Origin of the sequence: Marinobacter sp., from assembly GCF_048266785.1 — a bacterium.
Taxonomy (GTDB): Bacteria; Pseudomonadota; Gammaproteobacteria; order Pseudomonadales; family Oleiphilaceae; genus Marinobacter.
Genome location: NZ_JBLWYX010000006.1, coordinates 1 through 23,851 on the forward strand (window position 1 = coordinate 1; position 23,851 = coordinate 23,851).

The 23,851-nt window shown below is 55.4% G+C and carries 21 protein-coding genes; 11 read left to right on the forward strand and 10 right to left on the reverse strand.

Annotated features, from left to right (window positions below):
• Positions 1 to 253 precede the first annotated feature (253 nt).
• From ACN0V1_RS10360 to tkt, 6 genes are all read right to left on the reverse strand, one after another.
• The gene (locus ACN0V1_RS10360; protein WP_417544923.1) at positions 254 to 1,111 is read right to left on the reverse strand and encodes a hypothetical protein; all 858 of its coding nucleotides are present in this window, start codon (positions 1,109 to 1,111) and stop codon (positions 254 to 256) included.
• 122 nt (positions 1,112 to 1,233) lie between these two features.
• Complete coding sequence (locus ACN0V1_RS10365) at positions 1,234 to 1,644, reverse strand: hypothetical protein (protein WP_417544924.1); 411 nt, start codon at positions 1,642 to 1,644, stop codon at positions 1,234 to 1,236.
• A gap of 465 nt (positions 1,645 to 2,109) precedes the next feature.
• Positions 2,110 to 3,174 carry a class II fructose-bisphosphate aldolase gene (gene fba, locus ACN0V1_RS10370; RefSeq protein WP_417544925.1) on the reverse strand — a complete coding sequence of 355 codons (1,065 nt, stop codon included), beginning with the start codon at positions 3,172 to 3,174 and terminating at the stop codon, positions 2,110 to 2,112.
• A gap of 188 nt (positions 3,175 to 3,362) precedes the next feature.
• Positions 3,363 to 4,523, reverse strand: a complete 1,161-nt coding sequence (locus ACN0V1_RS10375) for a phosphoglycerate kinase (RefSeq protein ID WP_417544926.1) — start codon at positions 4,521 to 4,523, stop codon at positions 3,363 to 3,365.
• Positions 4,524 to 4,740: 217 nt separating this feature from the next.
• Complete coding sequence (locus tag ACN0V1_RS10380) at positions 4,741 to 5,772, reverse strand: type I glyceraldehyde-3-phosphate dehydrogenase (protein WP_417544927.1); 1,032 nt, start codon at positions 5,770 to 5,772, stop codon at positions 4,741 to 4,743.
• Positions 5,772 to 7,772, reverse strand: coding sequence for a transketolase (tkt, locus tag ACN0V1_RS10385; RefSeq protein ID WP_417544928.1), 2,001 nt, complete (start codon positions 7,770 to 7,772; stop codon positions 5,772 to 5,774). The genes ACN0V1_RS10380 and tkt overlap by 1 nt, the downstream gene beginning before the upstream one ends.
• A gap of 256 nt (positions 7,773 to 8,028) precedes the next feature.
• Here tkt and ACN0V1_RS10390 point away from each other — a divergent pair, with 256 nt between their 5' ends.
• From ACN0V1_RS10390 to ACN0V1_RS10440, 11 genes are all read left to right on the forward strand, one after another.
• A complete protein-coding gene (locus ACN0V1_RS10390) occupies positions 8,029 to 9,033 on the forward strand; it encodes an ArsR/SmtB family transcription factor (protein ID WP_417544929.1) in 1,005 nt (334 codons plus the stop codon).
• A gap of 118 nt (positions 9,034 to 9,151) precedes the next feature.
• A complete protein-coding gene (gene metK / locus ACN0V1_RS10395; RefSeq protein ID WP_291951475.1) occupies positions 9,152 to 10,342 on the forward strand; it encodes a methionine adenosyltransferase in 1,191 nt (396 codons plus the stop codon).
• Positions 10,343 to 10,404: 62 nt separating this feature from the next.
• The gene (gene ahcY, locus ACN0V1_RS10400; RefSeq protein ID WP_339781339.1) at positions 10,405 to 11,778 is read left to right on the forward strand and encodes an adenosylhomocysteinase; all 1,374 of its coding nucleotides are present in this window, start codon (positions 10,405 to 10,407) and stop codon (positions 11,776 to 11,778) included.
• 12 nt (positions 11,779 to 11,790) lie between these two features.
• Positions 11,791 to 12,660: a methylenetetrahydrofolate reductase [NAD(P)H] gene (gene metF, locus ACN0V1_RS10405; RefSeq protein WP_417544930.1), complete on the forward strand. Its 870-nt coding sequence runs from the start codon at positions 11,791 to 11,793 to the stop codon at positions 12,658 to 12,660.
• Positions 12,661 to 12,805: 145 nt separating this feature from the next.
• Positions 12,806 to 13,564, forward strand: a complete 759-nt coding sequence (locus ACN0V1_RS10410) for a transporter substrate-binding domain-containing protein (protein ID WP_417544931.1) — start codon at positions 12,806 to 12,808, stop codon at positions 13,562 to 13,564.
• Positions 13,565 to 13,658: 94 nt separating this feature from the next.
• Positions 13,659 to 14,330 (forward strand): amino acid ABC transporter permease, encoded by a 672-nt coding sequence (locus tag ACN0V1_RS10415; RefSeq protein ID WP_144778098.1) that lies wholly within the window; start codon positions 13,659 to 13,661, stop codon positions 14,328 to 14,330.
• Positions 14,331 to 14,343: 13 nt separating this feature from the next.
• Complete coding sequence (locus ACN0V1_RS10420; protein ID WP_417544932.1) at positions 14,344 to 15,090, forward strand: amino acid ABC transporter ATP-binding protein; 747 nt, start codon at positions 14,344 to 14,346, stop codon at positions 15,088 to 15,090.
• A gap of 217 nt (positions 15,091 to 15,307) precedes the next feature.
• A complete protein-coding gene (locus tag ACN0V1_RS10425; protein WP_417544933.1) occupies positions 15,308 to 16,657 on the forward strand; it encodes an adenosylmethionine--8-amino-7-oxononanoate transaminase in 1,350 nt (449 codons plus the stop codon).
• Between the two features lie 15 nt (positions 16,658 to 16,672).
• Positions 16,673 to 17,407 (forward strand): 16S rRNA (uracil(1498)-N(3))-methyltransferase, encoded by a 735-nt coding sequence (locus ACN0V1_RS10430; RefSeq protein WP_417544934.1) that lies wholly within the window; start codon positions 16,673 to 16,675, stop codon positions 17,405 to 17,407.
• A gap of 105 nt (positions 17,408 to 17,512) precedes the next feature.
• A complete protein-coding gene (locus ACN0V1_RS10435; protein ID WP_417544935.1) occupies positions 17,513 to 18,742 on the forward strand; it encodes a hypothetical protein in 1,230 nt (409 codons plus the stop codon).
• Between the two features lie 110 nt (positions 18,743 to 18,852).
• Positions 18,853 to 19,893, forward strand: coding sequence for an HDOD domain-containing protein (locus tag ACN0V1_RS10440; protein WP_417544936.1), 1,041 nt, complete (start codon positions 18,853 to 18,855; stop codon positions 19,891 to 19,893).
• Here the strand turns inward: ACN0V1_RS10440 and ACN0V1_RS10445 are convergent.
• The 4 genes from ACN0V1_RS10445 to ACN0V1_RS10460 form a co-directional block, all read right to left on the reverse strand.
• Positions 19,871 to 21,205, reverse strand: coding sequence for a YihY/virulence factor BrkB family protein (locus ACN0V1_RS10445; RefSeq protein ID WP_417544937.1), 1,335 nt, complete (start codon positions 21,203 to 21,205; stop codon positions 19,871 to 19,873). The two genes, ACN0V1_RS10440 and ACN0V1_RS10445, sit on opposite strands and share 23 nt — an antisense overlap.
• 96 nt (positions 21,206 to 21,301) lie before the next feature.
• The gene (gene lpoB / locus ACN0V1_RS10450; RefSeq protein ID WP_417544938.1) at positions 21,302 to 21,904 is read right to left on the reverse strand and encodes a penicillin-binding protein activator LpoB; all 603 of its coding nucleotides are present in this window, start codon (positions 21,902 to 21,904) and stop codon (positions 21,302 to 21,304) included.
• 12 nt (positions 21,905 to 21,916) lie between these two features.
• Positions 21,917 to 22,309 (reverse strand): YcfL family protein, encoded by a 393-nt coding sequence (locus ACN0V1_RS10455; protein WP_417544939.1) that lies wholly within the window; start codon positions 22,307 to 22,309, stop codon positions 21,917 to 21,919.
• A 63-nt stretch (positions 22,310 to 22,372) separates the two neighbouring features.
• Positions 22,373 to 23,848: a COG3014 family protein gene (locus ACN0V1_RS10460; protein WP_417544940.1), complete on the reverse strand. Its 1,476-nt coding sequence runs from the start codon at positions 23,846 to 23,848 to the stop codon at positions 22,373 to 22,375.
• Positions 23,849 to 23,851: the final 3 nt, after the last annotated feature.

Sequence of the window (23,851 nt, forward strand, 5' to 3'; positions counted from 1 at the left end):
CCCTCACGGTTCCTCTTAACAGGGTTCATTGTCCCCAACGCTTCATACCAAGTCCTTTTCGCATGGTGGGTAGGATACTGGTGGTAGAACACCAGGTTGCGCTTCCGACATCCGCTCAGTTACGGAAAAAAAAAAACATCGGGTTACAACATATATTCATGCAACTTCATGTCGCAACTAACGCTTGCAGCATGCGCGCCCATGAAATGGAGCCGAAGGCGCAATGTAATGGGCGTCGCCGTGCCTGCACTGGTTATATTTCTTGTGCAACAGACGTCTCATGGCCACATGATTTACAGATCAGAATAAACTTCTCAGGATTTTCCCCATCGGTGATATCAAAGTCCATGCTTTTGCATTCTGGGCATTTTGGCTCATTATCAAAGCCTAGGTATTTAAGAAAAATATTTTGAATAACCGATACCGCAGAGCATGCAAAGAGCAAGCATATCTTTGCATCAGGGACATTCTTGTTAGGAGAGTGCACAACTTCAGAAGATTGATCCCAAGCGGCCTCGATTAAACTTCTACACCGTTTCCGAAGATTGCTGTTTTGCCTACCTCCGGCATAAATGCTGATTACAGCTTTGGCTATGCCTTTGAAATCAGCGGCCTTCAATCCATGATCTTTGAGAAGCTCAGGATTTCCTTGCGCCAAAATCCCGGCCAACTCAATAAGACTCTCTCTACAAGTCAGTCCAATAGACTGAATGTCCTCCGGCCCAGACACATCGTTTAACTCGAGTGCGGCACTATTAAGCCTACGGCTGATTGATTTTACTCCATCAATATCAAGCGGAATTTCATCAATTACATGTTTAAATGTCTGGTGATGCCGTGTTTGAAGCCTTTGAGCTATCCCTATGTGAAACGAATACGCTTCGTCGGCCGAGAAGTAGAATTCGTTTTGAGTGTAAAGGTTCATAGGGACACTTTCTCCTTCGACGACCCACCAGTTGCCGTCGTCAGCCCTTACATTCCATACATGGACCTCATCCCCCAGATCATCGAAGGTTTGCTCTACCTGCATGTACTTGATGCCATTAACATCATTATCGGCTAGGTAAGATACAATATTTTTTTCAGCTTCTACGCGATACTCAGGTGTCATTTTTCCCTACTTTTCTGTCCGCCTTGAAAATATAACGCCGTTGTTCAGCGGTGCCCTTGTAGCGCAGCGAAAAGGGCATCCGGTGGAGGGCCGACAGGCCCGGAACGAACTGGAACACTTGGTTAAATGCTGAAGATGGCGCGAACAAGGTAAATACTCGTTGCCAAAATGGCGACAGCTAGTGTCACGTACGAACCATGAATCAGCCAATACCGTTTTAATTTATATTGTTTATTTTGCTCCCAGCTTTGTTCAGATTCAGGCTTGTTCAACTCCTGTGTAAGCGCAAAGAACCTTTTTGCGTCGACTCGAAGCTCGTACAAGCACAACCCCACTGTAGCAACGAATGAGACCAGCGCGACTGATAGCAACCACTTATCGGTAGCACCCAACTCGCTCCCATCCGACTTGGTGAGTGCAAGAAAAAACACACCCGTAGCACCTGACGAAACCGAGAGAATATAGGCCCGTAGGCGATTCCCGGCGTCTTTAGCCAGCTCGTGGTATTTGGCGATCTCTTCAACTTTATCCATAGGCATTTAACAGCGTATTAGATAGAACGCCTCATCATTGCAAAAACGTGACTTCCACATTTTACGCAGCCTCCACTCTAAGGCTGAAAGTTTTTATCCCAAAATACCAACAACTTAAAAGCCCGGATCATCCATATTCTGTAATCGCGTGACGTCTTCATTATTGCAATAACGCCGAACCCTCGGCGGCTTTCCGTTTCGGGTAGTCGCTCTGAGTTTTCTTTCGAACAGCAATGCGTCAGCCACAGGCAGAGTTACATCCATACCTTATTAGTTCCAACACTAGCCCATTTCTGGGCTATCTTCCTTTGCGCTTTGCAACATCTTGTTAACTCGAGTGAAGAATACCTTACCGCCGCATGCTCATGGGGCAAATAGAGCTCCAACGGCGACTATCGTGAGGAGAATCAGGAGGGGGGAAATCACAGCCCCAGGCAAGGTGCCCAGGGCTGTTTCACAACAGGCTTACTTAACCTTCGGGTCCAGCTCACCAGACGCGTAGCGCTCAAACATACGATCCAGATTGATCGGCTTGATCTTGCTCGCATTGCCAGCACAACCAAAAGCTTCATAACGCGCGATGCAGATATCGGTCATGGCTACCATGGTAGCTTGCAGGAATTTGCGCGGGTCGAACTCGGCCGGGTTCTGGGCCAGGAAGCGGCGCACAGCGCCGGTGCTGGCGAGGCGCAAGTCGGTGTCGATGTTTACTTTGCGCACACCGTGCTTGATGCCTTCTACAATTTCTTCAACGGGTACACCGTAGGTTTCGGGAATCTCACCGCCGTATTCGTTGATGATTTTCAGCCATTCCTGGGGTACGGAGCTGGAGCCGTGCATAACCAGATGGGTATCGGGAATGCGTTTGTGAATGGCTTTGATCTGTTCGATGGCCAGAATGTCGCCCGTGGGTGGGCGCGTGAACTTGTAGGCGCCGTGGCTGGTGCCGATGGCGATAGCCAGGGCGTCTACGTGAGTCTTTTTCACGAAGTCGGCGGCTTCTTCCGGGTCGGTCAGCATTTGGCTCATGTCCAGAGTACCTTCGGCGCCAATGCCGTCTTCTTCACCGGCCTGACCGGTTTCCAGGGAGCCCAGGCAACCCAGCTCGCCTTCTACGGATACGCCACAAGCGTGGGCCATTTCTACGGTGCGGCGGGTTACGTCTACGTTGTACTCGTAGTCCATAGGCGTTTTACCGTCTTCGCCCAGGGAGCCGTCCATCATTACGGAGCTGAAGCCCAGCTGGATGGAGCGCTGGCAGATGGCCGGGCTGGTGCCGTGATCCTGGTGCATTACTACCGGGATGTGTGGCCACTCTTCAATGGCCGCGAGGATCAGGTGGCGCAGGAAGGGGGCTCCGGCGTATTTGCGGGCACCGGCGGAGGCCTGAACAATCACCGGGGAGTCGGTTTTGTCGGCGGCTTCCATGATGGCGCGCATCTGTTCCAGGTTGTTTACGTTAAAGGCTGGCACACCGTAACCATGCTCGGCGGCGTGGTCCAGCATTTGCCGCATCGAAATCAGGGCCATTTGGTTGTCTCCTTGGTTAAACAATAGTTTGGGGTAATCGTGAATTCGAGCCTGCTGCGGCAGGTGGGGGCTTTCCCCAGGACACGCTGTTAATACGTCCCTGTAAGCTTGACGGCAGCGTCCATGCTGCCGACAGTCCTGGGGAAAGCCCCCACCTGCCTTGCGAATCTATATCTGGCTTAGCGTCCTTATGCGCCGCGCTCTTCCAATACGGCGACAGCCGGCAGCACTTTACCTTCCACGAATTCCAGGAAGGCACCACCGCCGGTGGAAATATACGAGATCTTGTCAGCTATGCCGTATTTGTCAACGGCAGCGACGGTGTCACCGCCGCCGGCCAGTGAGAAGGCGTCGCTTTCGGCGATGGCTTCGGCCAGGGTTTTGGTGCCGTTACCAAACTGCTCGAACTCGAATACGCCTACCGGACCGTTCCACAAAATGGTTTTGGCGTTCTTGAGCAGTTCCGCGAACTGGCCAGCGGTTTCCGGGCCTACGTCGAGGATCATGTCGTCTTCGGTAACGTCGGAGATATTCCGGGTGGTAGCCGTTGCGTTTTCAGCGAACTCGCTGGCAACCACTACGTCGACCGGCAGTGGGATGTTAACGCGGGAGGCGATGTCTCTGGCGGTATCCAGCAGGTCGTGCTCGCACAGGGATTTGCCCACCGGGTGGCCGGCTGCGGCCAGGAAGGTGTTGGCGATGCCGCCGCCTACGATGATCTGGTCACACACTTTTTCAAGAGCGTTGAGTACGTCGAGCTTGGTGGAGACTTTGGCGCCACCAACAATAGCCACTACCGGCTTGGCCGGGTTATCCAGGGCCTTGCCCAGGGCTTCCAGTTCCGCCGCCAGCAACGGGCCTGCACAGGCTTCCGGTGCAAAACGTGCAACGCCGTGGGTGGAGGCCTGAGCGCGGTGGGCTGTGCCGAAGGCGTCCATCACGTAGATGTCGCACAGGGCGGCGTATTGCTTTGCCAGGGCTTCGTCGTCTTTCTTTTCGCCTTTGTTGAAGCGAACGTTCTCGAACAGCACCACTTCGCCTTCGGCCACGTCTACGCCGCCGAGGTAGTCTTTAATCAGGCGCACTTCCTGGCCCAGCGCTTTGGTGAGGTACTCAGCAACCGGCTTCAGGGAGGAGGCTTCGTCGTACACGCCTTCTTCCGGGCGGCCCAGGTGGGACATCAGCATGACTTTGGCGCCAGCGTCTTTCGCTGCCTTGATGGTAGGCAGGGAGGCGCGGATGCGGGCATCGCTTGAGATCACGCCGTTCTTTACCGGCACATTGAGGTCTTCGCGAATCAGAACCCGCTTACCAGCGAGGTTCAGGTTGGTCATTTTTTTGATGGCCATGATCTGGGTTCCGTTGTTTCGGGTTGTTGGCTAAGAACGGGGAGTGGGGGTTCTGCCCCCTCTCCCCAACCCCTCTCCCGCGAGGGGAGAGGGGCTAAAGCAGCGCCTACGATTATCTACTCCCTTTCCCCTCGCGGGAGAGGGGCTAAAGCATGCGTCTACGATTTTTTACTCCCTCTCCCCTCGCGGGAGAGGGCCGGGGAGAGGGGGCGCAGTATTAAACCACCCTCTGCAACCAGCTCTGGCTTACATCCAGCATGCGGTTCGCAAATCCCCATTCGTTATCAAACCAGCACAGTACTTTCACCATGGTGCCTCGGGTTACCCGGGTTTGGCCTCCGTCCACTACGCCGGAGTGGGAATCGTGGTTGAAGTCCGAGCTGGCCAGCAATTCGTCGGTGTAGCCCAGAATGCCTTTTAACGGGCCACTCGCCGCTTCTTTAATTACACGGTTCACGGACGCCACATCGGTGTCTTGCCGCACGTTGAACACCATGTCGATGGCGGACACGTTCATGGTGGGTACGCGCAGAGCCACAGAACTGAAGCGACCTTCCATATGAGGCAACAGCCGTTCTACGCCCCGCGCCAGGCCTGTATCCACCGGCACTATGTTGTGGAGTGCACTGCGGGTAAGGCGAAGATCCTGGTGGTGATACGCATCGATCACCGGTTGGTCGTTCATGGCGGCGTGGATAGTTGTGGTGCTGCCCTGCTCCACACCGAAGGCTTTATCAAGCACAGTAATCACAGGCACCAGGCAGTTGGTGGTGCAGGAACCTGCGGCCACGATCCGGTCTGCTTGCGAAAGCTCGGCCTCGTTAATGCCATAAACCACGGTGCGGTCGACATCCGATTCTGCAGGCTGGGAAAACAACAGCCGCTTTGCGCCGGCCTGAAGATGCAGTTCGGCTGTTGCTCTATCCGAGTATGCGCCCGAGCATTCCAGTACCAGATCGATATCTAGTTCTTTCCACGGCAGCTCTGCCGGGTCTGAATGGCGCAGCACGCGGATAGGATCACCGTTGATGATCAGGTCCTGCCCCTGCACCGCAATGCTTCCGGAGAACCGGCCATGGGTGGAGTCGTAACGGGTCAGGTGTGCAATCGTGTCGATATCAGAAAGCTCGTTAATCGCGACCACCTGCAGGTGATCGCGAAAACCGTTTTCGTACAGGGCACGCAACACGCACTGGCCAATACGGCCATACCCGTTGATAGCGATACGATAGGGCACGGAGGCTGTCATCAGGCGTCCAGCAGCTCCGAGGCCACTTCCAGGACGTTCTCGACGGTAAAGCCGAACTCTTTGAACAGCTCGCCAGCAGGCGCAGATTCACCGAAGGTGGTCATGCCCACAATGCGACCGTCCAGGCCGACATACTTGTACCAGTAATCGGCAACCGCAGCTTCAATGGCAATGCGGTTGGTCACTTCCAGCGGCAGCACTTGCTGCTTGTACTCGGCGCTCTGGGCATCGAATACGTCGGTAGACGGCATGGAAACAACGCGCACCTTTTTACCCTGCTCTCGCAGTTTGGCGGCGGTGTCCTGCGCCAGGCCAACTTCAGAGCCGGTGGCAATCAGGATGAGATCTGGCTCGCCTTCGCTGTCCGTCAGCACGTAGCCACCTTTGGCCACGTCGGCCAACTGCTGCGCATCACGGGTTTGAGCGGGCAGATTCTGACGGGAGAAGATCAAGGCACTCGGGCCGTCTGTGCGCTCCAGAGCGGCTTTCCAGGCCACCGCAGATTCTACTGCGTCGGCCGGGCGCCAGGTGCTCATGTTCGGGGTAGTACGCAAGCTTGCGAGCTGCTCGACCGGCTGGTGCGTCGGGCCGTCTTCGCCAAGGCCAATGGAATCGTGGGTGAACACAAAGATGGAGCGCTGCTTCATCAGTGCAGCCATGCGCACAGCGTTACGGCAGTATTCCATGAAGATCAGGAAGGTTGCGCCGTAGGGTACGAAACCACCGTGCAGGGCGATGCCGTTCATGATGGCGGCCATGCCGAATTCGCGCACACCGTAATAGATGTAGTTGCCGCTCGCGTCTTCTTTGGTGACGCCTTTGGTGCCGCTCCAGATGGTGAGGTTGGAGCCGGCCAGGTCAGCAGAGCCGCCCAGCAGTTCCGGCAGCATCGGGCCGTAGGCGTTCAGGGAATTCAGGGAAGCCTTGCGGCTGGCGATGGTCTCGCTCTTGTCCTGACATTCCTGAATGTATGCCTGGGCCTTCTCAGAGAAGTCGGCAGGCAGATCACCGGCCATGCGGCGCTTCAGCTCGGCAGCCAGTTCCGGCTCGGCTTTTTCATACGCGGCGAAGGTTTCGTTCCAGGCGTTTTCTTCACTGGCGCCTTTTTCTTTGGCATTCCAGGCCTGGTAAATGTCGGTCGGAATCTCAAACGGGCCGTGCGCCCAACCCAGTGCTTCGCGGGTCAGTGCAATTTCATCATCGCCCAGCGGTGCGCCATGGACAGATTCGCTGCCCTGCTTGTTGGGTGAGCCAAAACCAATCACGGTTTTGCAACAGATCAGCGTTGGCCTGTCGGTGGTGGTGCGAGCCACTTCCAGCGCAGAGCTGATGGCTTGGGCGTTGTGGCCGTCAACACCGGCAAGCACCTGCCAACCGTAGGCAGCAAAACGCTGCGGGGTGTTGTCGGTGAACCAGCCGTCGACTTTGCCATCAATGGAGATGCCATTGTCATCGTAGATACAGATCAGTTTGCCCAGGCCCAGAGTACCCGCCAACGAGGCCACTTCGTGGGAAATACCTTCCATCAGGCAGCCATCGCCTACAAAGGTATAGGTGTAGTGGTCAACAACGTTATGGCCCGGGCGGTTGAACTGAGCTGCCAGGGTTTTCTCAGCCAGTGCAAAACCCACAGCGTTAGCCAGGCCCTGCCCCAATGGGCCAGTGGTGGTTTCTACGCCCGGGGTGTAGCCGTATTCCGGGTGGCCCGGGGTTTTCGAGTGCAGTTGGCGGAAGTTTTTGATGTCATCGATGGAAACGTCGTAGCCGCTCAGGTGCAGCAGTGAGTACTGCAGCATGGAGCCGTGGCCATTGGAGAGTACAAAACGGTCGCGGTTGGCCCACTGTGGATTAGCCGGGTTGTGGCTCAGATATTCATTCCACAGCACCTCGGCGATATCCGCCATGCCCATGGGCGCACCCGGGTGGCCGGATTTGGCTTTCTGAACCGCATCCATGCTCAGCGCGCGAACGGCGTTGGCGAGATCTTTACGAGAGGGCATTGACGTTTCTCCAGTGTCTTTTCAGGGAAATAGGGGGTAACCCGGCGTTTTTAACGGGCAATAAAAAGCCGCTCAAAAATATGGCGCGTATTTTCGCCGATTAGGGTGTGCCGGGGCAAATCGGCATTCAGCTTCTTTGGGAATATCCTGTCGGGGATTCCCGAAAGGGATTGATTTCAAAGAATGATAAATCTATATCAAAAAACTTTGATATGCCTATTGATTGAACACCTCAACCCCCTTACACTCCGCAACCATGACAAGTTTAAGCGCACACGCTAACCCAATATCCTCTGTGGACGTTCTTGCTCCGATCTTCAAAGCAAGCGGCGACCCGTTGCGCCTGGAGATACTGCGTGTGCTGCGCCGCGATACGTTTGGCGTGTTGGAGCTGAGCCAACTGTTCGATATGCGCCAGTCGGGCATGAGCCATCACCTGAAGGTGATGCACAAGGCCGGGCTGGTAGAGCCACAGCGTGAAGGCAACGCCATTTTTTATCGTCGCCCACTGCACCTGGATAACGACAAGCCAACCGACCTGACCATTTGCCAGATTTTTGAAGCCGTGGACCGCGTGCCTTTGCCCGCGCACCTGCAGGAAAAAATTGAATCCATCCGCAACCAGCGTGCGGATCAATCGCAGGCGTTTTTCTCCCGGCATTCAGAGCAGTTCCGGGAGCAGCAGGAACTGATTGCCGCCTTTGACCTTTATGCAGTGCCTGTAGCGGACATGATCCGCAAACGGACACGCAAGAGCCAGTGGCAAACGGCTCTGGAAATTGGCCCCGGTGAAGGTGGCTTTTTGCCCGTGCTGTCGGAACTTAGCGAACACGTTGTGGCGCTTGATAACAGCCGGGATATGCTCGCCAAGGCAGCGCGCACCTGCATTGATGAGCGTCTTGATAACGTTGATCTGATAGAGGGTGTAACCGATACCTTGCTGGCCCGTGGGGATGCGTTTGATCTCGTAGTGGCCAATATGGTGTTGCACCACGTACCCAGCCCGGCAGACATTTTTCTGGATGCGGCGGCGCTGATGAATAACGGAGGTTGCCTGGTTGTCAGCGACCTGTGCCGCCACGATCAGAACTGGGCAAAGGACAACTGCGGCGACCTCTGGCTTGGTTTCGAACCGGAAGAGCTTACCGCCTGGGCGGTAGCTGCGGGCCTTAAAGCCGGCGAGCAGCTTTTTATAGGTTTGCGTAACGGCTTTCAGGTTCAGGTCAGAGAATTCTGGAAAACCCAGTTGCCGTTGAGATGATTTAACCCGGAGGCTGCAACGCTTCCGGGGGAACATCCAAAAACTTTGATATTGCTGTAGGTGGTACTACCTACACAACAACCCACAAGATTTCGAAACGCTCACAGAGGAGCAACCCATGTCCGACTACAACATTTTCACCTCCGAATCGGTCTCCGAAGGCCATCCAGATAAACTGGCTGATCAGATTTCCGACGCCGTTCTGGACTCCATACTGACGACAGACCCACACGCCCGTGTGGCTTGCGAAACCATGGTGAAAACCGGTGTAGCCATCGTTGGTGGTGAAATCACAACCAGCGCCTGGGTAGATCTGGAAGATCTGGTTCGGGGCGTGATCAAGGACATTGGCTATACCTCCTCGGACGTCGGGTTTGATGGTGACACCTGCGGCATTATCAATATCATCGGCAAACAGTCTGTGGATATAGCCCAAGGCGTTGACCGCCAGAAGCCTGAAGACCAGGGCGCCGGCGATCAGGGCCTGATGTTCGGCTACGCCAGCAACGAGACCGAAGTACTGATGCCTGCGCCGATCACCTTTGCCCACCGCCTGGTAGAGCGCCAGGCCGAAGCGCGCAAAAACGGCATCTTGCCGTGGCTGCGCCCGGACGCAAAAAGCCAGGTAACCTGCCGCTATGAAAACGGTAAGGTTGTGGGCATCGACGCGGTTGTACTTTCAACCCAGCACGATCCCGACGTTAGTCAGGCAGATCTGAAAGAAGCCATTATGGAACTGGTCGTGAAAAATGTGCTGCCACCTGAGCTGTTGCACAAAGGCACCCAGTACCACATCAATCCCACCGGCAAATTCGTTATCGGTGGCCCGGTTGGCGACTGCGGTCTTACCGGCCGGAAAATCATCGTAGACACCTACGGCGGCATGGCACGCCACGGCGGCGGCGCCTTCTCCGGCAAAGACCCCTCCAAGGTTGACCGTTCTGCCGCCTACGCGGGCCGTTACGTTGCCAAAAACATCGTCGCCGCGGGCCTGGCCGACAAGTGCGAGATTCAGGTTTCCTACGCCATCGGCGTGGCACAGCCTACATCGATCTCTCTGGACACCTTCGGCACCGGCAAGATCAGCGACGACAAGATCGTCGAACTGGTTCGCCAGAACTTTGACCTGCGCCCGTATGCGATCACCAAAATGCTCGACCTGCTGCACCCGATGTACCGGGCTACCGCAGCCTATGGCCACTTCGGCCGCGAGCCACAAGAGATAACCGTTGGCGGCAAGACCTTCACGACGTTCCCGTGGGAGAAGACTGACCGCGCAACCGCTCTTAAAGACGCCGCTGGCATCTAAACGATTTTCGGGCGTATTGATGATTTCAATTGCCAAAACAGAACTGATTGGAGAACACCAGAATGAGCAACTCCGAAGACTTCAAAGTCCGCGATATTTCCCTGGCAGGCTGGGGCCGCAAAGAAATCAATATTGCTGAAGGCGAGATGCCTGCCCTGATGGCTCTGCGTGACAAGTACAAAACAGAGCAGCCGTTGAAAGGCGCCAATATCATGGGCTGCATCCACATGACCATTCAGACAGCCGTGCTGATCGAAACTCTGATCGAGCTGGGTGCAGATGTACGCTGGTCATCCTGCAACATTTTCTCTACTCAGGATCAGGCTGCCGCAGCCATCGCAGCCCAGAACATACCTGTGTTTGCCTGGAAAGGTGAAACTGACGAAGAATACGACTGGTGCCTGGAGCGCACTGTCGGTGCCGACGTAGAAGGCTGGGAACCCAACATGATTCTGGACGATGGCGGCGACCTGACTGCCCTGCTCCACGAAAAGTATCCGGAAATTCTGGCCAACTGCCACGGCGTGACTGAAGAAACCACCACCGGCGTACACCGCCTGCAGGAAATGCTGCGCGATGGCACTTTGAAAGTTCCCGCCATCAACGTCAACGATGCCGTCACAAAAGCTAAAAACGACAACAAATACGGTTGTCGCCACAGCCTTAACGACGCCATCAAACGCGGTACCGACCACCTGATGGCCGGCAAAAAGGCGCTGGTGATCGGTTATGGTGATGTGGGCAAAGGTTCCGCCGCTTCCCTGCGCCAGGAAGGCATGATTGTAAAAGTAACCGAAGCCGACCCTATCTGCGCCATGCAGGCTTGCATGGACGGCTATGAAGTGGTTTCCCCATACCTGAACGGCGTGAACACCGGCACCGAAGCAGCCATAGATAAAGCTCTGCTGCAGAACACGGATATTCTGGTCACCACCACCGGCAACATGAACGTGTGTGATGCGAACATGCTCAAGGCCCTGAAGAACGGCGCGGTTGTGTGCAACATCGGTCATTTCGATAACGAAATCGATACAGCCTACATGCGCAAGAACTGGGAATGGGACGAGGTTAAGCCGCAGGTCCACGTGATCTACCGCGACAAGGCTACTAACGACCACCTGATCCTGTTGTCCGAAGGCCGCTTGGTAAACCTGGGCAACGCTACTGGCCACCCGTCACGGATCATGGACGGCTCCTTTGCCAACCAGGTTCTGGCACAGATGTATCTGTTTGAGCGCAAGTTCGCAGACCTGCCGGAAGATGCCCGCGCCAAAGGCGTGTATGTGCAGGTTCTGCCCAAGCACCTGGATGAAGAAGTGGCCCGTGCCATGGTGGAAGGTTTTGGTGGTGTGATCACCAAGATGACCCCGGAGCAGGCGCAATACATTGGTGTACCGGTCGAAGGCCCGTACAAGCCAGAAAGCTACAAGTACTGATCGGGTAACAAGATGCAATCCCAGAAACAGTTCAAACGCCGCTTCAGCTTTGAGTTTTTCCCGCCCAAGACCGACCAGGGCAAGGAAAAACTCCAGGTGGTGCGCGATCAGCTTGCCGGGGTGAATCCGGATTTTTTCTCGGTCACCTTCGGTGCGGGCGGTTCCACCCGGGACCGCACCATTGAAACCGTGCTCAACCTGCACCAGCAGGGCATTTCCACAGCACCGCACCTCTCCTGCGTCGGTGGTACGCGGGCAGAGATTGCTGAGCTGCTGGACGTGTATAAAGAGAACGGCATCAACCGGATTGTTGCCCTTCGGGGTGACATGCCCTCCGGTATGGGTGCTTCCGGCGAGATGCGTTACGCCAACGAGCTGGTTGCGTTCATCCGTGAGCACAGCGGCGATCACTTCAATCTGGAAGTAGCGGCCTACCCGGAGTTCCATCCCCAGGCCCGCAACGCTGAAGAAGATCTGAAAAACTTCGCCCGCAAGGTGGAGGCTGGTGCCAACAGCGCCATTACCCAGTACTTCTTTAATCCGGAGAGCTACTTCTATTTCATCGACCGGCTGGAAAAGCTTGGGGTCACCATTCCGGTGGTGCCGGGCATCATGCCCATCGTGAACTTCTCCAGCCTGGTGCGTTTCTCCGACATGTGCGGTGCAGAAATACCGCGCTGGATTCGCAAGCAGCTGGAGGCCTATGGCGACGACACCGTAAGCATCCGCAAGTTTGGTGAAGAAGTGATCACTGAGATGTGTGAAAAGCTGTTGAAAGCGGGCGCGCCGGGGTTGCATTTTTATACTCTGAACCAGGCTGAGCCGAGTATCAGCATCTGGAAAAATCTCGGGATCAGTGATCAGGAGAAGATCGCTTTTTGATTTCCTGCGTCCATCCGGGTAATAGTCTAGAGTGTACGTGATGCAGTTCTACTAATGCTCCCCGGGAATCGCGGTCACCAGCGGTGAACCTCCCGGCCTGCCTTACCGGGCAAACGGAGCCTCATAAGAAAGAAAAGGAGAAAGCATGAGCACGAAATGGCTGAAAACACTGGGCACCGGCCTTGCACTTACCGTTGCGGCTAGTGCCGTAAGCGCTGAAACGCTGCGAGTGGCTACCGACCCCAGCTTTGTTCCATTCGAGATGTTGGATCAGGAAACCGGCGAAATGATCGGGTTCGACATGGAAATCATCGCCGAAGTCGCTCAGCGCGCGGGCTTTGATTACAAGCTCAACACCATGGACTTCAACGGCATCATCCCGGCCCTGCAAACAGGCAACGTGGATATCGCCATCGCCGGTATTACCATTACCGAAGAGCGTGAAAAAATCGTTGATTTCTCCGACCCGTACTACGACTCCGGTCTGAGAATTCTGGTCCGTACCGACAACAACGACGTTACAGAAGTATCCAACCTCGAAGGCCTGAAGATCGGCTCCAAGATTGGTAGCACCAGTTACGATTTCCTCAAGAAAAACCTGGATAAAAACGACGGTGTAACCCCGTATCCAGGCAGCTCTGACATGTATATGGCTCTGATGTCCGGCGCAGTAGACGCAGTGTTCTACGATGCTCCGAACGTTGGCTACTTTGCCCGTACCAAGGGTGAAGGCAAGGTCAAAACCGTTGGCAAACTATACGAAGGCCAGCAGTATGGCATCGCGCTTAAAAACGGCAGTGAGTGGGTTGACGAAGTTAATGAAGCCCTCGCCTCAATGAAAGAAGATGGAACCTACAAAAACATCTACGAAAAGTGGTTTGGCCCGATGCCTGAAGGCATGTAAAGGCTGAAGAGGCCGCCAGGTCCTTTCTTTTTTGTAGCGCCGGGGCTAATTGCCCTGGCGACTTCTGCCCCCAACCCCTGCGGAGACGCACACTGTGGATTCCCAGTTCCAATTTGACTGGCAAGCAGCCATCAACTCCATCCCTTTCCTCATCAAAGGGATACCCTACACACTGATGATTTCTTTTGGTGGCCTGGCTATTGGCTTTGCCCTCGGCATCATTTTTGGCCTGCTGAGCATCAACAAACAATGGTTTCTGAAATGGCCCGCGACGGCCTACATCGAAATCTTTCGTGGCACCCCGATTCTGGTTCAGGTTCTGTTTATTTTTTACGGCCTGCCGGATCTGATCGGAGGCCCCATTGATCCTCTTACCGCGGGTATTGCCGCGATTGCGCTGAACTCGGGCGCTTACATTTCTGAAGTGGTACGTGGTGGTGTTCAGTCCATCGACAAGGGGCAGGCGGAAGCCGGGCTTTCTCTGGGCCTCACTCGCTCTCAGACATTCTGGTCTATCATCTGGCCACAAGCCTTCCGGCGTATGATCCCGCCGCTTGGTAACCAGGCCATTGTAAGCATCAAGGACACCTCTCTGTTCTCGGTTATTGGCGTGGGCGAACTCGTTCGTCAGGGCCAGGTTTACATTGCCAGCACCTTCACTGCCTTTGAGGTGTATTTTGTGGTCGCGATTATGTATCTGGCCATTACCCTCTCACTGTCCCTGATTCTCCGCCTGGTTGAACGGCGCGGACTGGCCTCTGTCTGAAGGAACCTGACCCATGACTCATATTGTAAAAATGAAGGGCATGAACAAGTACTTCGGCAAACTGCATGTCCTTAAAGATATCGATTTATCTGTAGAGCAGGGCGAAGTGGTGGTTATTATCGGCGCCAGTGGTTCCGGTAAATCCACCCTGATCCGCTGTGTGAACGGCCTGGAGGAGTTCGAATCCGGCCACCTGGAAGTAGACGGCCAGGCGCTTGCCCCGAAAGGCGGCAACCAGCAAGCCCTCGCGGAAATCCGCAAGGAAGTCGGCATGGTGTTCCAGCAGTTCAACCTGTTCCCTCACCTTACGGTGAAAAAGAACATCATGCTGGCGCCCCAGAAAGTCAAAAACACCTCGCAAACCGTTGCGAAAGCCACAGCAGAACGCCTGCTGGAGCGGGTAGGTATCGGCAGCCAGGCTGACAAATACCCCAGCCACCTCTCCGGTGGCCAACAGCAACGCGTTGCCATTGCCAGAGCCCTCGCCATGGAACCGCGCTTGATGCTGTTCGACGAGCCCACCTCGGCGCTGGATCCGGAAATGATCGGTGAAGTGCTCGACGTAATGCGCGAATTGGCAAAAGAAGGCATGACCATGATGGTCGTCACCCACGAAATGGGCTTTGCCCGCGAAGTGGCCGACCGGGTGATCTACATCCACGAAGGCCAGATTGTGGAGCAAGGCAAGCCGGACGACGTGTTCGACAACCCCCGGAACGAACGCACTCAGGCGTTTCTCTCGAGAGTGCTGGCGCACTAGGTCATAATGATTAAAGCCCTCGAATTCGGGGGCTTTATCGTTGAGCTGACGACAACCGTCAGGCGATATCTTTTCAGAAAACCACCCCAGTCGTGTTCTACATGAGTTAGCCAGCCCGTGACACAGTAGTCAGCCATAGCTGTTAACTGTATTATTCTTCAAGGTTAACAGCCGCCGATTTATCACGTCAGAACCAATCGCCCTGCCGGAGAACCCTATGCGCAATGCCGACCTCGTCGCCCGCGGCCTCAAGTCCGTATGGCATCCCTGCACCCAAATGAAAGACCATGAAACGTTACCTCTGGTGCCGATAAAAAGGGGCGAAGGCGTTTGGCTGGAGGATTTCGAAAACAACCGGTTTATCGATGCCGTCAGTTCCTGGTGGGTCAACCTGTTCGGCCACGCCAACCCCAGAATCAACGCTGCGATTCAAAAACAGATCGGCGAGCTTGAGCACGTCATTCTGGCCGGGTTTACCCACGAGCCCGTGGTCAACTTGTCTGAACGGCTCATTGAAGTAACCCCGGAAGGTCTCAACAAGTGTTTCTATGCGGACAACGGCTCCTCTGCAATAGAGGCAGCACTCAAAATGAGCTTTCACTACTGGAAGAACGAGGGCAAATCCGGGAAGAAGAATTTCGTGAACCTGAGCAACAGCTACCACGGCGAAACTCTGGGTGCTTTGGCACTGGGCGATGTGGCTTTGTACAAGGACACCTATCAGCCATTGCTGATGGAAGTGCTAACCGCGCCCTCGCCGGACGCCTACAACAAGGAAGAGGGTGAAACCGACGAGGCCTATGCCCTGCGCCAGTTCGAGGCCATGGAAAAGCTGTTGGCAGAGAAGCACGAGGAAATCTGCGCCGTTGTGGTGGAGCCGCTGATCCAGTGCGCTGGCGGCATGCGCATGCACCACCCGATTTACCACACCAAACTGCGCGAAGCCTGTGACCGCTACGGCGTGCATCTGATCGCAGACGAAATTGCCGTCGGCTTTGGCCGCACTGGTACCCTGTTTGCTTGCGAACAGTCTGGAATCACCCCGGATTTCATGTGTCTTTCCAAAGGGCTAACCGCCGGCTACCTGCCGCTATCCGTGGTGCTGACCACAGATACCGTTTACAACGCCTTTTACGATGACTACGAAACCCTGAAAGCCTTTTTGCACAGCCACAGCTACACCGGCAACCCCATCGGCTGCGCTGTAGCACTGGCGACTCTCGATATCTTCCGGGATGATAATGTTATCGAGAACAACCGCCGGCTTTCGGCCTGCATGGCGGAATCCGTCGCTCACCTTGTCGATCACCCCAACGTAGGGGATATCCGCCAGCACGGCATGACTCTCGCAGTGGAAATGGTGAAGGACAAAGCCTCAAAAACGCCTTTTCCCTGGCAGGAGCGCAGAGGTGTTCGCGTTTATCAGCACTCTCTCACGCGCCAGGCCTTGCTTCGCCCCCTGGGTAATGTGGTTTACTTCATGCCGCCTTACGTCATCACCGAAGATCAGATTCGCCATCTGGCTCAGGTGGCGACCGAAGGCATCGACATCGCCGTTAGGGACTGATCAAGGTAAACACGCATGCGCATCCCCAGAATCTACACCGATTCGCCACTGAGCGAAGGATCTCAGGCTGAACTGGACGAAAACGCTGCCCAGCATGTTGGCCGCGTATTGCGCATGCAGCCAGGGCAGGAGCTGAAGCTGTTTAACGGCGACGGCCAGGACTACCTGGCCACCATTACCGAAGCGGGCAAGAAGCGCGTAGCAGTGCTTGTGGGAGCACCCGAGGCCAACGCCACGGAATCGCCGCTGAAAATCACCCTTGGCCAGGCCCTGTCCAAAGGCGACCGTATGGATTACGCCGTACAGAAAGCAGTGGAGATGGGCGCAACCGGCATAGTGCCGCTCACCACTGACCGCTGCGAGGTAAAACTCAAAGGCGACCGCGAGGATAAACGTCTGCGCCACTGGCAATCCATCGCGGTGAGTGCTGCAGAACAATGTGGCCGCGCCCGGGTGCCCGAGATCCTGCCGGTTATGACCGTGGACCAATGGCTGGAACACAGCCGAAACTGCGACCTGCGCCTGGTGCTGCACCACCGCACTGAACAGTCACTGGAATCCATGGCCAAGCCTGGCAGCATAGCTCTGATGATCGGCCCGGAAGGCGGCCTGACGGCAGACGAAATTGCTCAGGCGGAGAAGGAAGGATTTATACCTGTCGCACTCGGCCCCCGTGTTCTGAGGACGGAAACCGCGCCGGTCGCAGCCATGGCTCTTTGCCACTGGCTGTGGGGAGACATTGGTCACTAGACCGCACTGCCATTTCTGAAGGGTCTGGCGAGTCATTGACAGACCCCCACCTTCCACACATGCTCCATCCCGCAGACACAATCAAAAAAGCGAGTACGAGCCCGGATGACAAGCCTGTTTAGTAACCCAGAATTCTGGCAATACCTCAGCATCCCCGTTATTGCGGCCCTCATTGGCTGGACCACCAACTGGCTCGCCATCAAAATGACCTTCTACCCGCTGGAGTTCGTTGGCAAACCGCCGTTGCTGGGCTGGCAGGGCATTATTCCTTCAAAAGCCCGAAAAATGGCCGCCATCAGCGTCGACGCCACCATCTCCAAAATCGGCACTGTGCGGGAAATTTTTCAGCAGATTGACCCCAGAGTACTCGCCACCCACGTTGTCCACTCTGTTGACCCTCGTATCGAAGAGTACGTCGACGAACTGATGCTCCGGGAACACCCCACGTTCTGGGAAAACCTCCCTGCGTCGGCGCGAAAAATAGTCTACGACCGGGTACGCAAATCCACACCGCAACTCGTTGACAACCTGGTAGACGACATATCCGACAACGTCGAAGATCTTCTTGATATCAAAGGTATGGTGATCGAGCGCCTCGCCGCTGACAAACAACTGCTGAACCGTATTTTCCTGGAATGCGGCGACGCGGAGTTCCGTTTTATCGTGAACTCCGGCCTCTACTTCGGCTTTTTATTCGGCCTGATTCAAATGGCTGCCTGGTACTTCTACCAGAGCTGGTGGGTGCTGCCTTTCTTCGGGCTATTGGTCGGCTGGGCAACCAACTGGATTGCACTGAACGTTATTTTCAGACCTTTACACGCGAAAAAGATCGGTCCGTTACGCATTCAGGGGCTGTTCCTGAAACGGCAGCCGGAAGTCGCCGAATCTTTTTGCCACATAGTGACCCATGAAATCCTCACCGTCGGCAATATCATCAACGCCATCCTGGAAGGCCCAAAAGGCGATCGCGCCCGCAACATGGTGAAGAAGCACATCAAGCCTCTGGTGGATGAAACCGCTGGCTTGGGCAAGGCATTGACCCAAGTAGCATTTGGTCCTACCGGCTTTGCCTCACTCAAAAACCAGGTGGGCGAAAAAGCCATCGAGATATCAAAAACCTCCTTTAACAATCCGGTGTTCGAGACCGACCGCGCACGCGCTGTTGAGTCTATTATGGTAGAGCGGATGATTGCGCTCTCTTCGGAAGAGTTCCAGGACCTGCTCCGCCCCTGTTTCCAGGAAGATGAGATCAAGCTGATTCTGGTAGGCGCGACCCTTGGCTTCGCAGCGGGTGTCTGCCAACTTGTCTTCGTATTCGGCGGCACTCTGGTGTAAACAGTTTGCTAACCGCAAGGGGGTTAACCTGTGCAAGCCTGCGGCTGATCTCTATACTGCGGAGGTGTGAGTACGTACTCTTTCACGACTGATTGACCCGGAGGCAGCGGATGCCAAGCTTCTTATCCTGGATTGCAGGATTTTTCAAATCAGCAGAACCGCCACCTCCTCCGGTTTCAGAGGCCCGGCTGTTTAATCCTGCGAAAACCACCGGGCAAGGTGAAACACCAAAAGACGCGCAGAGCCATACGCTGCAGCTTGAAGAAAACCTTTTCTGCTGGCTTCTGGACACTGGGCCTTCAAACTTGCGCGCAAAATTGAACCCGTCGAACGCCGCACTTCAAGAGCTTCACACCCGCCTTACAGACAACAAGATGGAAGAGGTGCCGAGGCAGCCCATGACGCTGCCCATGCTGATGAAAGCACTCTCGGATGAAGGCACCGACCGTCATAAGCTGACTCAGATTATTCTTGGTGATCCCGCTTTAACGGATCAGATCCTGCAGGTTGCCAACAGCCCTTATTTCCGCACCGGAGATCACACCATTGAGTCTGTGGACCAGGCGGTGTTTATTCTCGGCATGGACGGCATCCGGAATGTAATTGCTGCAGCGGTTATGCGTCCGATGATGGCCGCCCGCAACAGCCGCGAAGCGCTGTTTGCCCAAAGGGCCTGGCTTTGGGGCCTGACCTGCGCGCGTGCTGCCGAGTTTATAGCCAAGCTTCGCAACGAAGATGCGAGCGCACTTTTTACCGCCGGATTGCTGCCAGCTCTTTCCTATATAACGATTCGTCGGGAGCTCCAGCGCATTTGCCGGGCACTGCCGGGTGCTGGAGAACCTGACGTTGCGCTGATTCGCCATGCACTCACGCGCTATCAGTGGGTTGCTTGCCAACTGATTGCCAGCGAGTGGAACCTGCCGCCCAAGTACCATGCTTACCTCATGGCGGCAGAGCGCCCTGCCCCGGATCAGGAACAGACCACTCTGAGCGACGGCATGGTGATAGGCAGCCGCGAAGTGTTGCGCCATGCCCACCAACGCAACCTGCCTGAAGACGACCTCGCTAAAATCGTGCATCTTACTTCGGAACAGACCAACCGCGTTCGCGCAGCCCTGAAGGCGGGCCTCATCGAGGGAGCTCGGGGCTAACCTCTGAGCTGGCACCATTTTTCAGCAGGGCCGCAAATGTCGTGGATTCGTTCTTGCGCTCGCCCTTGAGCAATTCAGCAGGAAATACCGGCGGCAAACGGTCAACGACACGATCCTCATCGTGGCGCACCACCTGAAGCACGTCACCTACCGTAATCAGGTCCAAAGCCCGCCCGGGCACAAGCTGGTCGCCCTGCTTGCCCGCCAAGGAAAGCAAACCCGCTCGAATCAGTTTGTCACTGACACCGCGTGTTACCTCACCTGGCACCCGCAACGTTTGTTCGAGAGCCTCCTGCTGAGGCGCTTTGGCGCCCTCACTGAACGGACGCGCCACAAGCCACATCATGGCCAACGCAACCTTCTCCTGCAGTTCCGGCGATAATTGAACGTGACTGCGCTTGGCAACAGCACCCGGGTTTTGCAGGTAGAACGCCAAGCTCGCCCCGAGAAGCAGGATCATCCAGTTCAGGTATATCCAGATCAGCATGGTAATCCCGATCGCAAAACTGGAGTAGATGGCTGCGTACTTGGCTGAGCCAGCCACAAAGGACGCAAACAGTATCCCACCCGCCTGCCAGGAAACCCCGGCAACCAGGCCACCAATAAACGCACACCTGAGTTTGACTCGAGTGTTGGGCATAAACACGTAAACGAAAGTGAATGCACCCACCACAAGAAAGAACGGCGTAAAACGGCTGATCACAATAATCAACGAACCAAACGGCTCAACGGCAATAAGCGTTTGAACAAAAGAAGACGAGAAAATGGTCGCGCTGACACCAATGGCCGAGACCATCAACAGCGGCCCGACCATGATAACGCTCAGATAGTTGCTGAACCTCTGCGCCACAGAGCGCATCTCCGGCACCCGCCAGATCATATTGAACGAGCGTTCGATTTTCTGCACCAGCGACACCACAGTGTAAACCAGCAAAGCCAAACCTACAGAGCCCAGAACACCTACTTTCATGTTGTCCACGAAGCCCAGTATGCGCTCAGCTATTTCGACACCCTGAGGGCCCATGGGCTGGAAGAACTGGAACAGGAAAGGTTCCATACGCTGATGCACACCCATCGCTTTCAGCACTGAGAAACTCAGAGCCAGCAAAGGCACAATACTGAGCAGCGTGGTGTACACCAGACTCATGGCATGAAGTGTTAGCTGACCGCTGATGACATCTCGCATGAGAGCATAAGCGGAGCGCCCTGCCTTATACAGCCAAGTCCAGGGCCAGCTGCGGGGAGGGTTCGGGTTTGCCAGAATCCAGGTTTCAGCGGCCTGGAGGCGTTCTTTAAATTGGAAAGAAGCCACGCAACATCCTGTTTTCCATATAAGGTGGAGGTACCCTGTAACGGATACGAAGCAAATTCAGTATGGCCTACTTTGCCTGGGAGGGGAAAGCTGGCCCTACCAGGAAACGGACTTGTTGGGTCCGCGCTTTATAATAGGCGTTTCGCCTTCCCACACGGCCAGGCCGGACGCCAGCTCTGTCAGCGACAACTGAATGTAATACTCCACCTGCTGCTCTTTACCAACCTTGTGATTACGCTGCAGAATTTTTCCGGAAAGGCTCATGTCGGGCGCTTGAAGCGTGCCTTTGCGCTGCACGCCGGACTGGTCAAACTCCTCGGAATCGCGCAGCTCACGGGCTTTCATGTTCATTGCATCTTCGGCGCCGTTGAGACCGACCGCTGTGGTGGTCACAACCTTCCCTGAGCGCAGCAGGGCGACACGGATTTTCTTGGTGAGCTGGTCGGTATCAATGCGTTGCATGGTGTCGTTGGTAATACGGCTTACCACCATGATATAGCGGCCACCGTTCGGGTTGTTCACAGCACCACTGGAGAGCATATCTTCGACAGCATCGGTTGCCGCTTTTTCAAAATCCCGGTAATCCATAGTCATCGCTACTGGGCCATCATCTGCGGCTGGATCAATATAGCGGGTGGGCGCGGCACAGCCGGCCAGAACAGCAAGGCTGACGGAGATGGCAAGGACACGTATCAACATTGGATTCTCCTTTTATTCAGGTTCACGAAGGTGTAGTTGGAAACTGGTGACACGGGAATGCGGAGCTGTCGCGTTGAAATAGCGAGTCTGGCCGGTTAGCAGGGTCGCTTTGCGGTAGCCCTCACCGACACTTTTAACCACCATGCCGCTGTCATCGAACCAGGTCACTTTCCACGCCAGCTCGGTATCTGATCTCGCTTCCACCGCAAACTGCACATGCAGAAGACTATCGCCACCGGGCTGTGTCACTCGCTTTTGAAAGAGCTCTGTCACATCCGTTGTGTAGATCACTTCGGGATCTACCTTCAGCTCCTGCCTGTCGATCATTGTGCTGCTGACGTCTGGCTGCAAAGCACAGCCTGCAAGACCAAAGACCAGCACGCCGGCTAACAATACTGATTTCATAACGCACGTCCTGCTTTTCTGGTGTATTGACTGCTTGATCTGTAAAAACCCTATAGTTCCATGCTACTCGGGCAAGCGTGCAAAAGCTGCCTCGGTTTTACCCTGCAAATCCATGATCATGACCGTTGCCGGTGCCTTCAGTGTGGGTCGCTTAACATACACCAGAGTGAAAGGTTGTTGTGGGATTTCCAGGGTGCCCAACAGCTCACCCCGCTCACCCAGCAGTGTCAGCCGTCCGTTGTCGGGGCGATCGATGCGGGCGGCCTGCCAATGATCTGGCAGCGCCTGCCAACTGCGCAAATCAGCCTGGGTCGTTGCCACCGTAAATACAGCAGAAAACAGCTGCCCCCATGGCCCAAACTGCTCGGCGGCCTCGTTCTGAAGAACCGCTTTGCTTATCGCAGATGTAACGGCTCTGGCGAGCACGCCGGAGAAGCGTTCTTTCATTTCGGTGCGGATAACCTTACCCATATCCGAGATTCGCTCGGTTCGCACCACCTCACCGCGATCACCTGCCACACCAATATTCCCGGGCACTGCAGAGCGCTCGGCGTATACAGGTAACGCGATTCCGAAATAGGCGGGCACTTGCTGGTTGCCGTGTATAAGAAACAACGGCACATCCAGACGTGATTCCCTCAGAACCGGCCCCAATCCGTTCTCATACACAAGCCAGACCTGGGGAGACAACCCCGCCAGGCTCTGAGTGCCAGCAGCCAGGCTGCTCGCCAGGTCTGCATCGGCCTGCAGCACAGCGCTCCCTGGATTCATTTGTGCCACGCGCCCAAGTGAGGTCGCAGCTTGCTCATAGTCAGCACCGCCCGCGGCATTTGCCAGAAAGTAGATGCCGTGGAGATAGGTGCTTGAAGGCACGATAAATTCCGAAAAAACCGACCAGCTTGAAGGTGCGCCATACTGACTATCAACTGCGGACTGAAAGTTCCTGTTCCCAAGGCTTCTGCGGACCATGGAGGCCTGACTGTTCCCGTTGCGGGCCGCAGTTGTAAGGGCAGCCTGCTGTTCGGCGATTTCTTTTCGAAAGTAATCAACAGCGCGCCGGGTCCTGTCATCGGCCCGGTTAAACTCAACCCTCGCGTAGTCATTATTACCCAAAGCGAGGAACGCCAGCCCTTTGTAGGTGTTGACCAGAACGGCCTCGGACATCAACGCCTCATAATCGCGTTCCGAGTCATTCACCATCACGGCCATAAACCCTTGCGAGGCACGTGCGAGCAGCCCCTCTGTGTCGAGAAACTTCATGCCCGCTTCTGCCAGATCAAAAGCCTCGGCTGACTCAACATAACGACCCGTCAGGCGGTACATCTCGCCCTGGTGCAACAGTTCCAGCAGGTGCTCCCGGGAATCGACAGGTTTGTTTTCCGACACCGTGAAGCTCACAGCCTTCAACGCAGCGTTGTAGTCACCGGTGACATAAGCTGCATTGAACGACGCCAGCTGATCACGTTGCTGGAATGACGAGCACCCTGACACAAAGATCGCTGCAATGACTGCCAGAACCAGACGCCGAAGTGCTTTCAAACC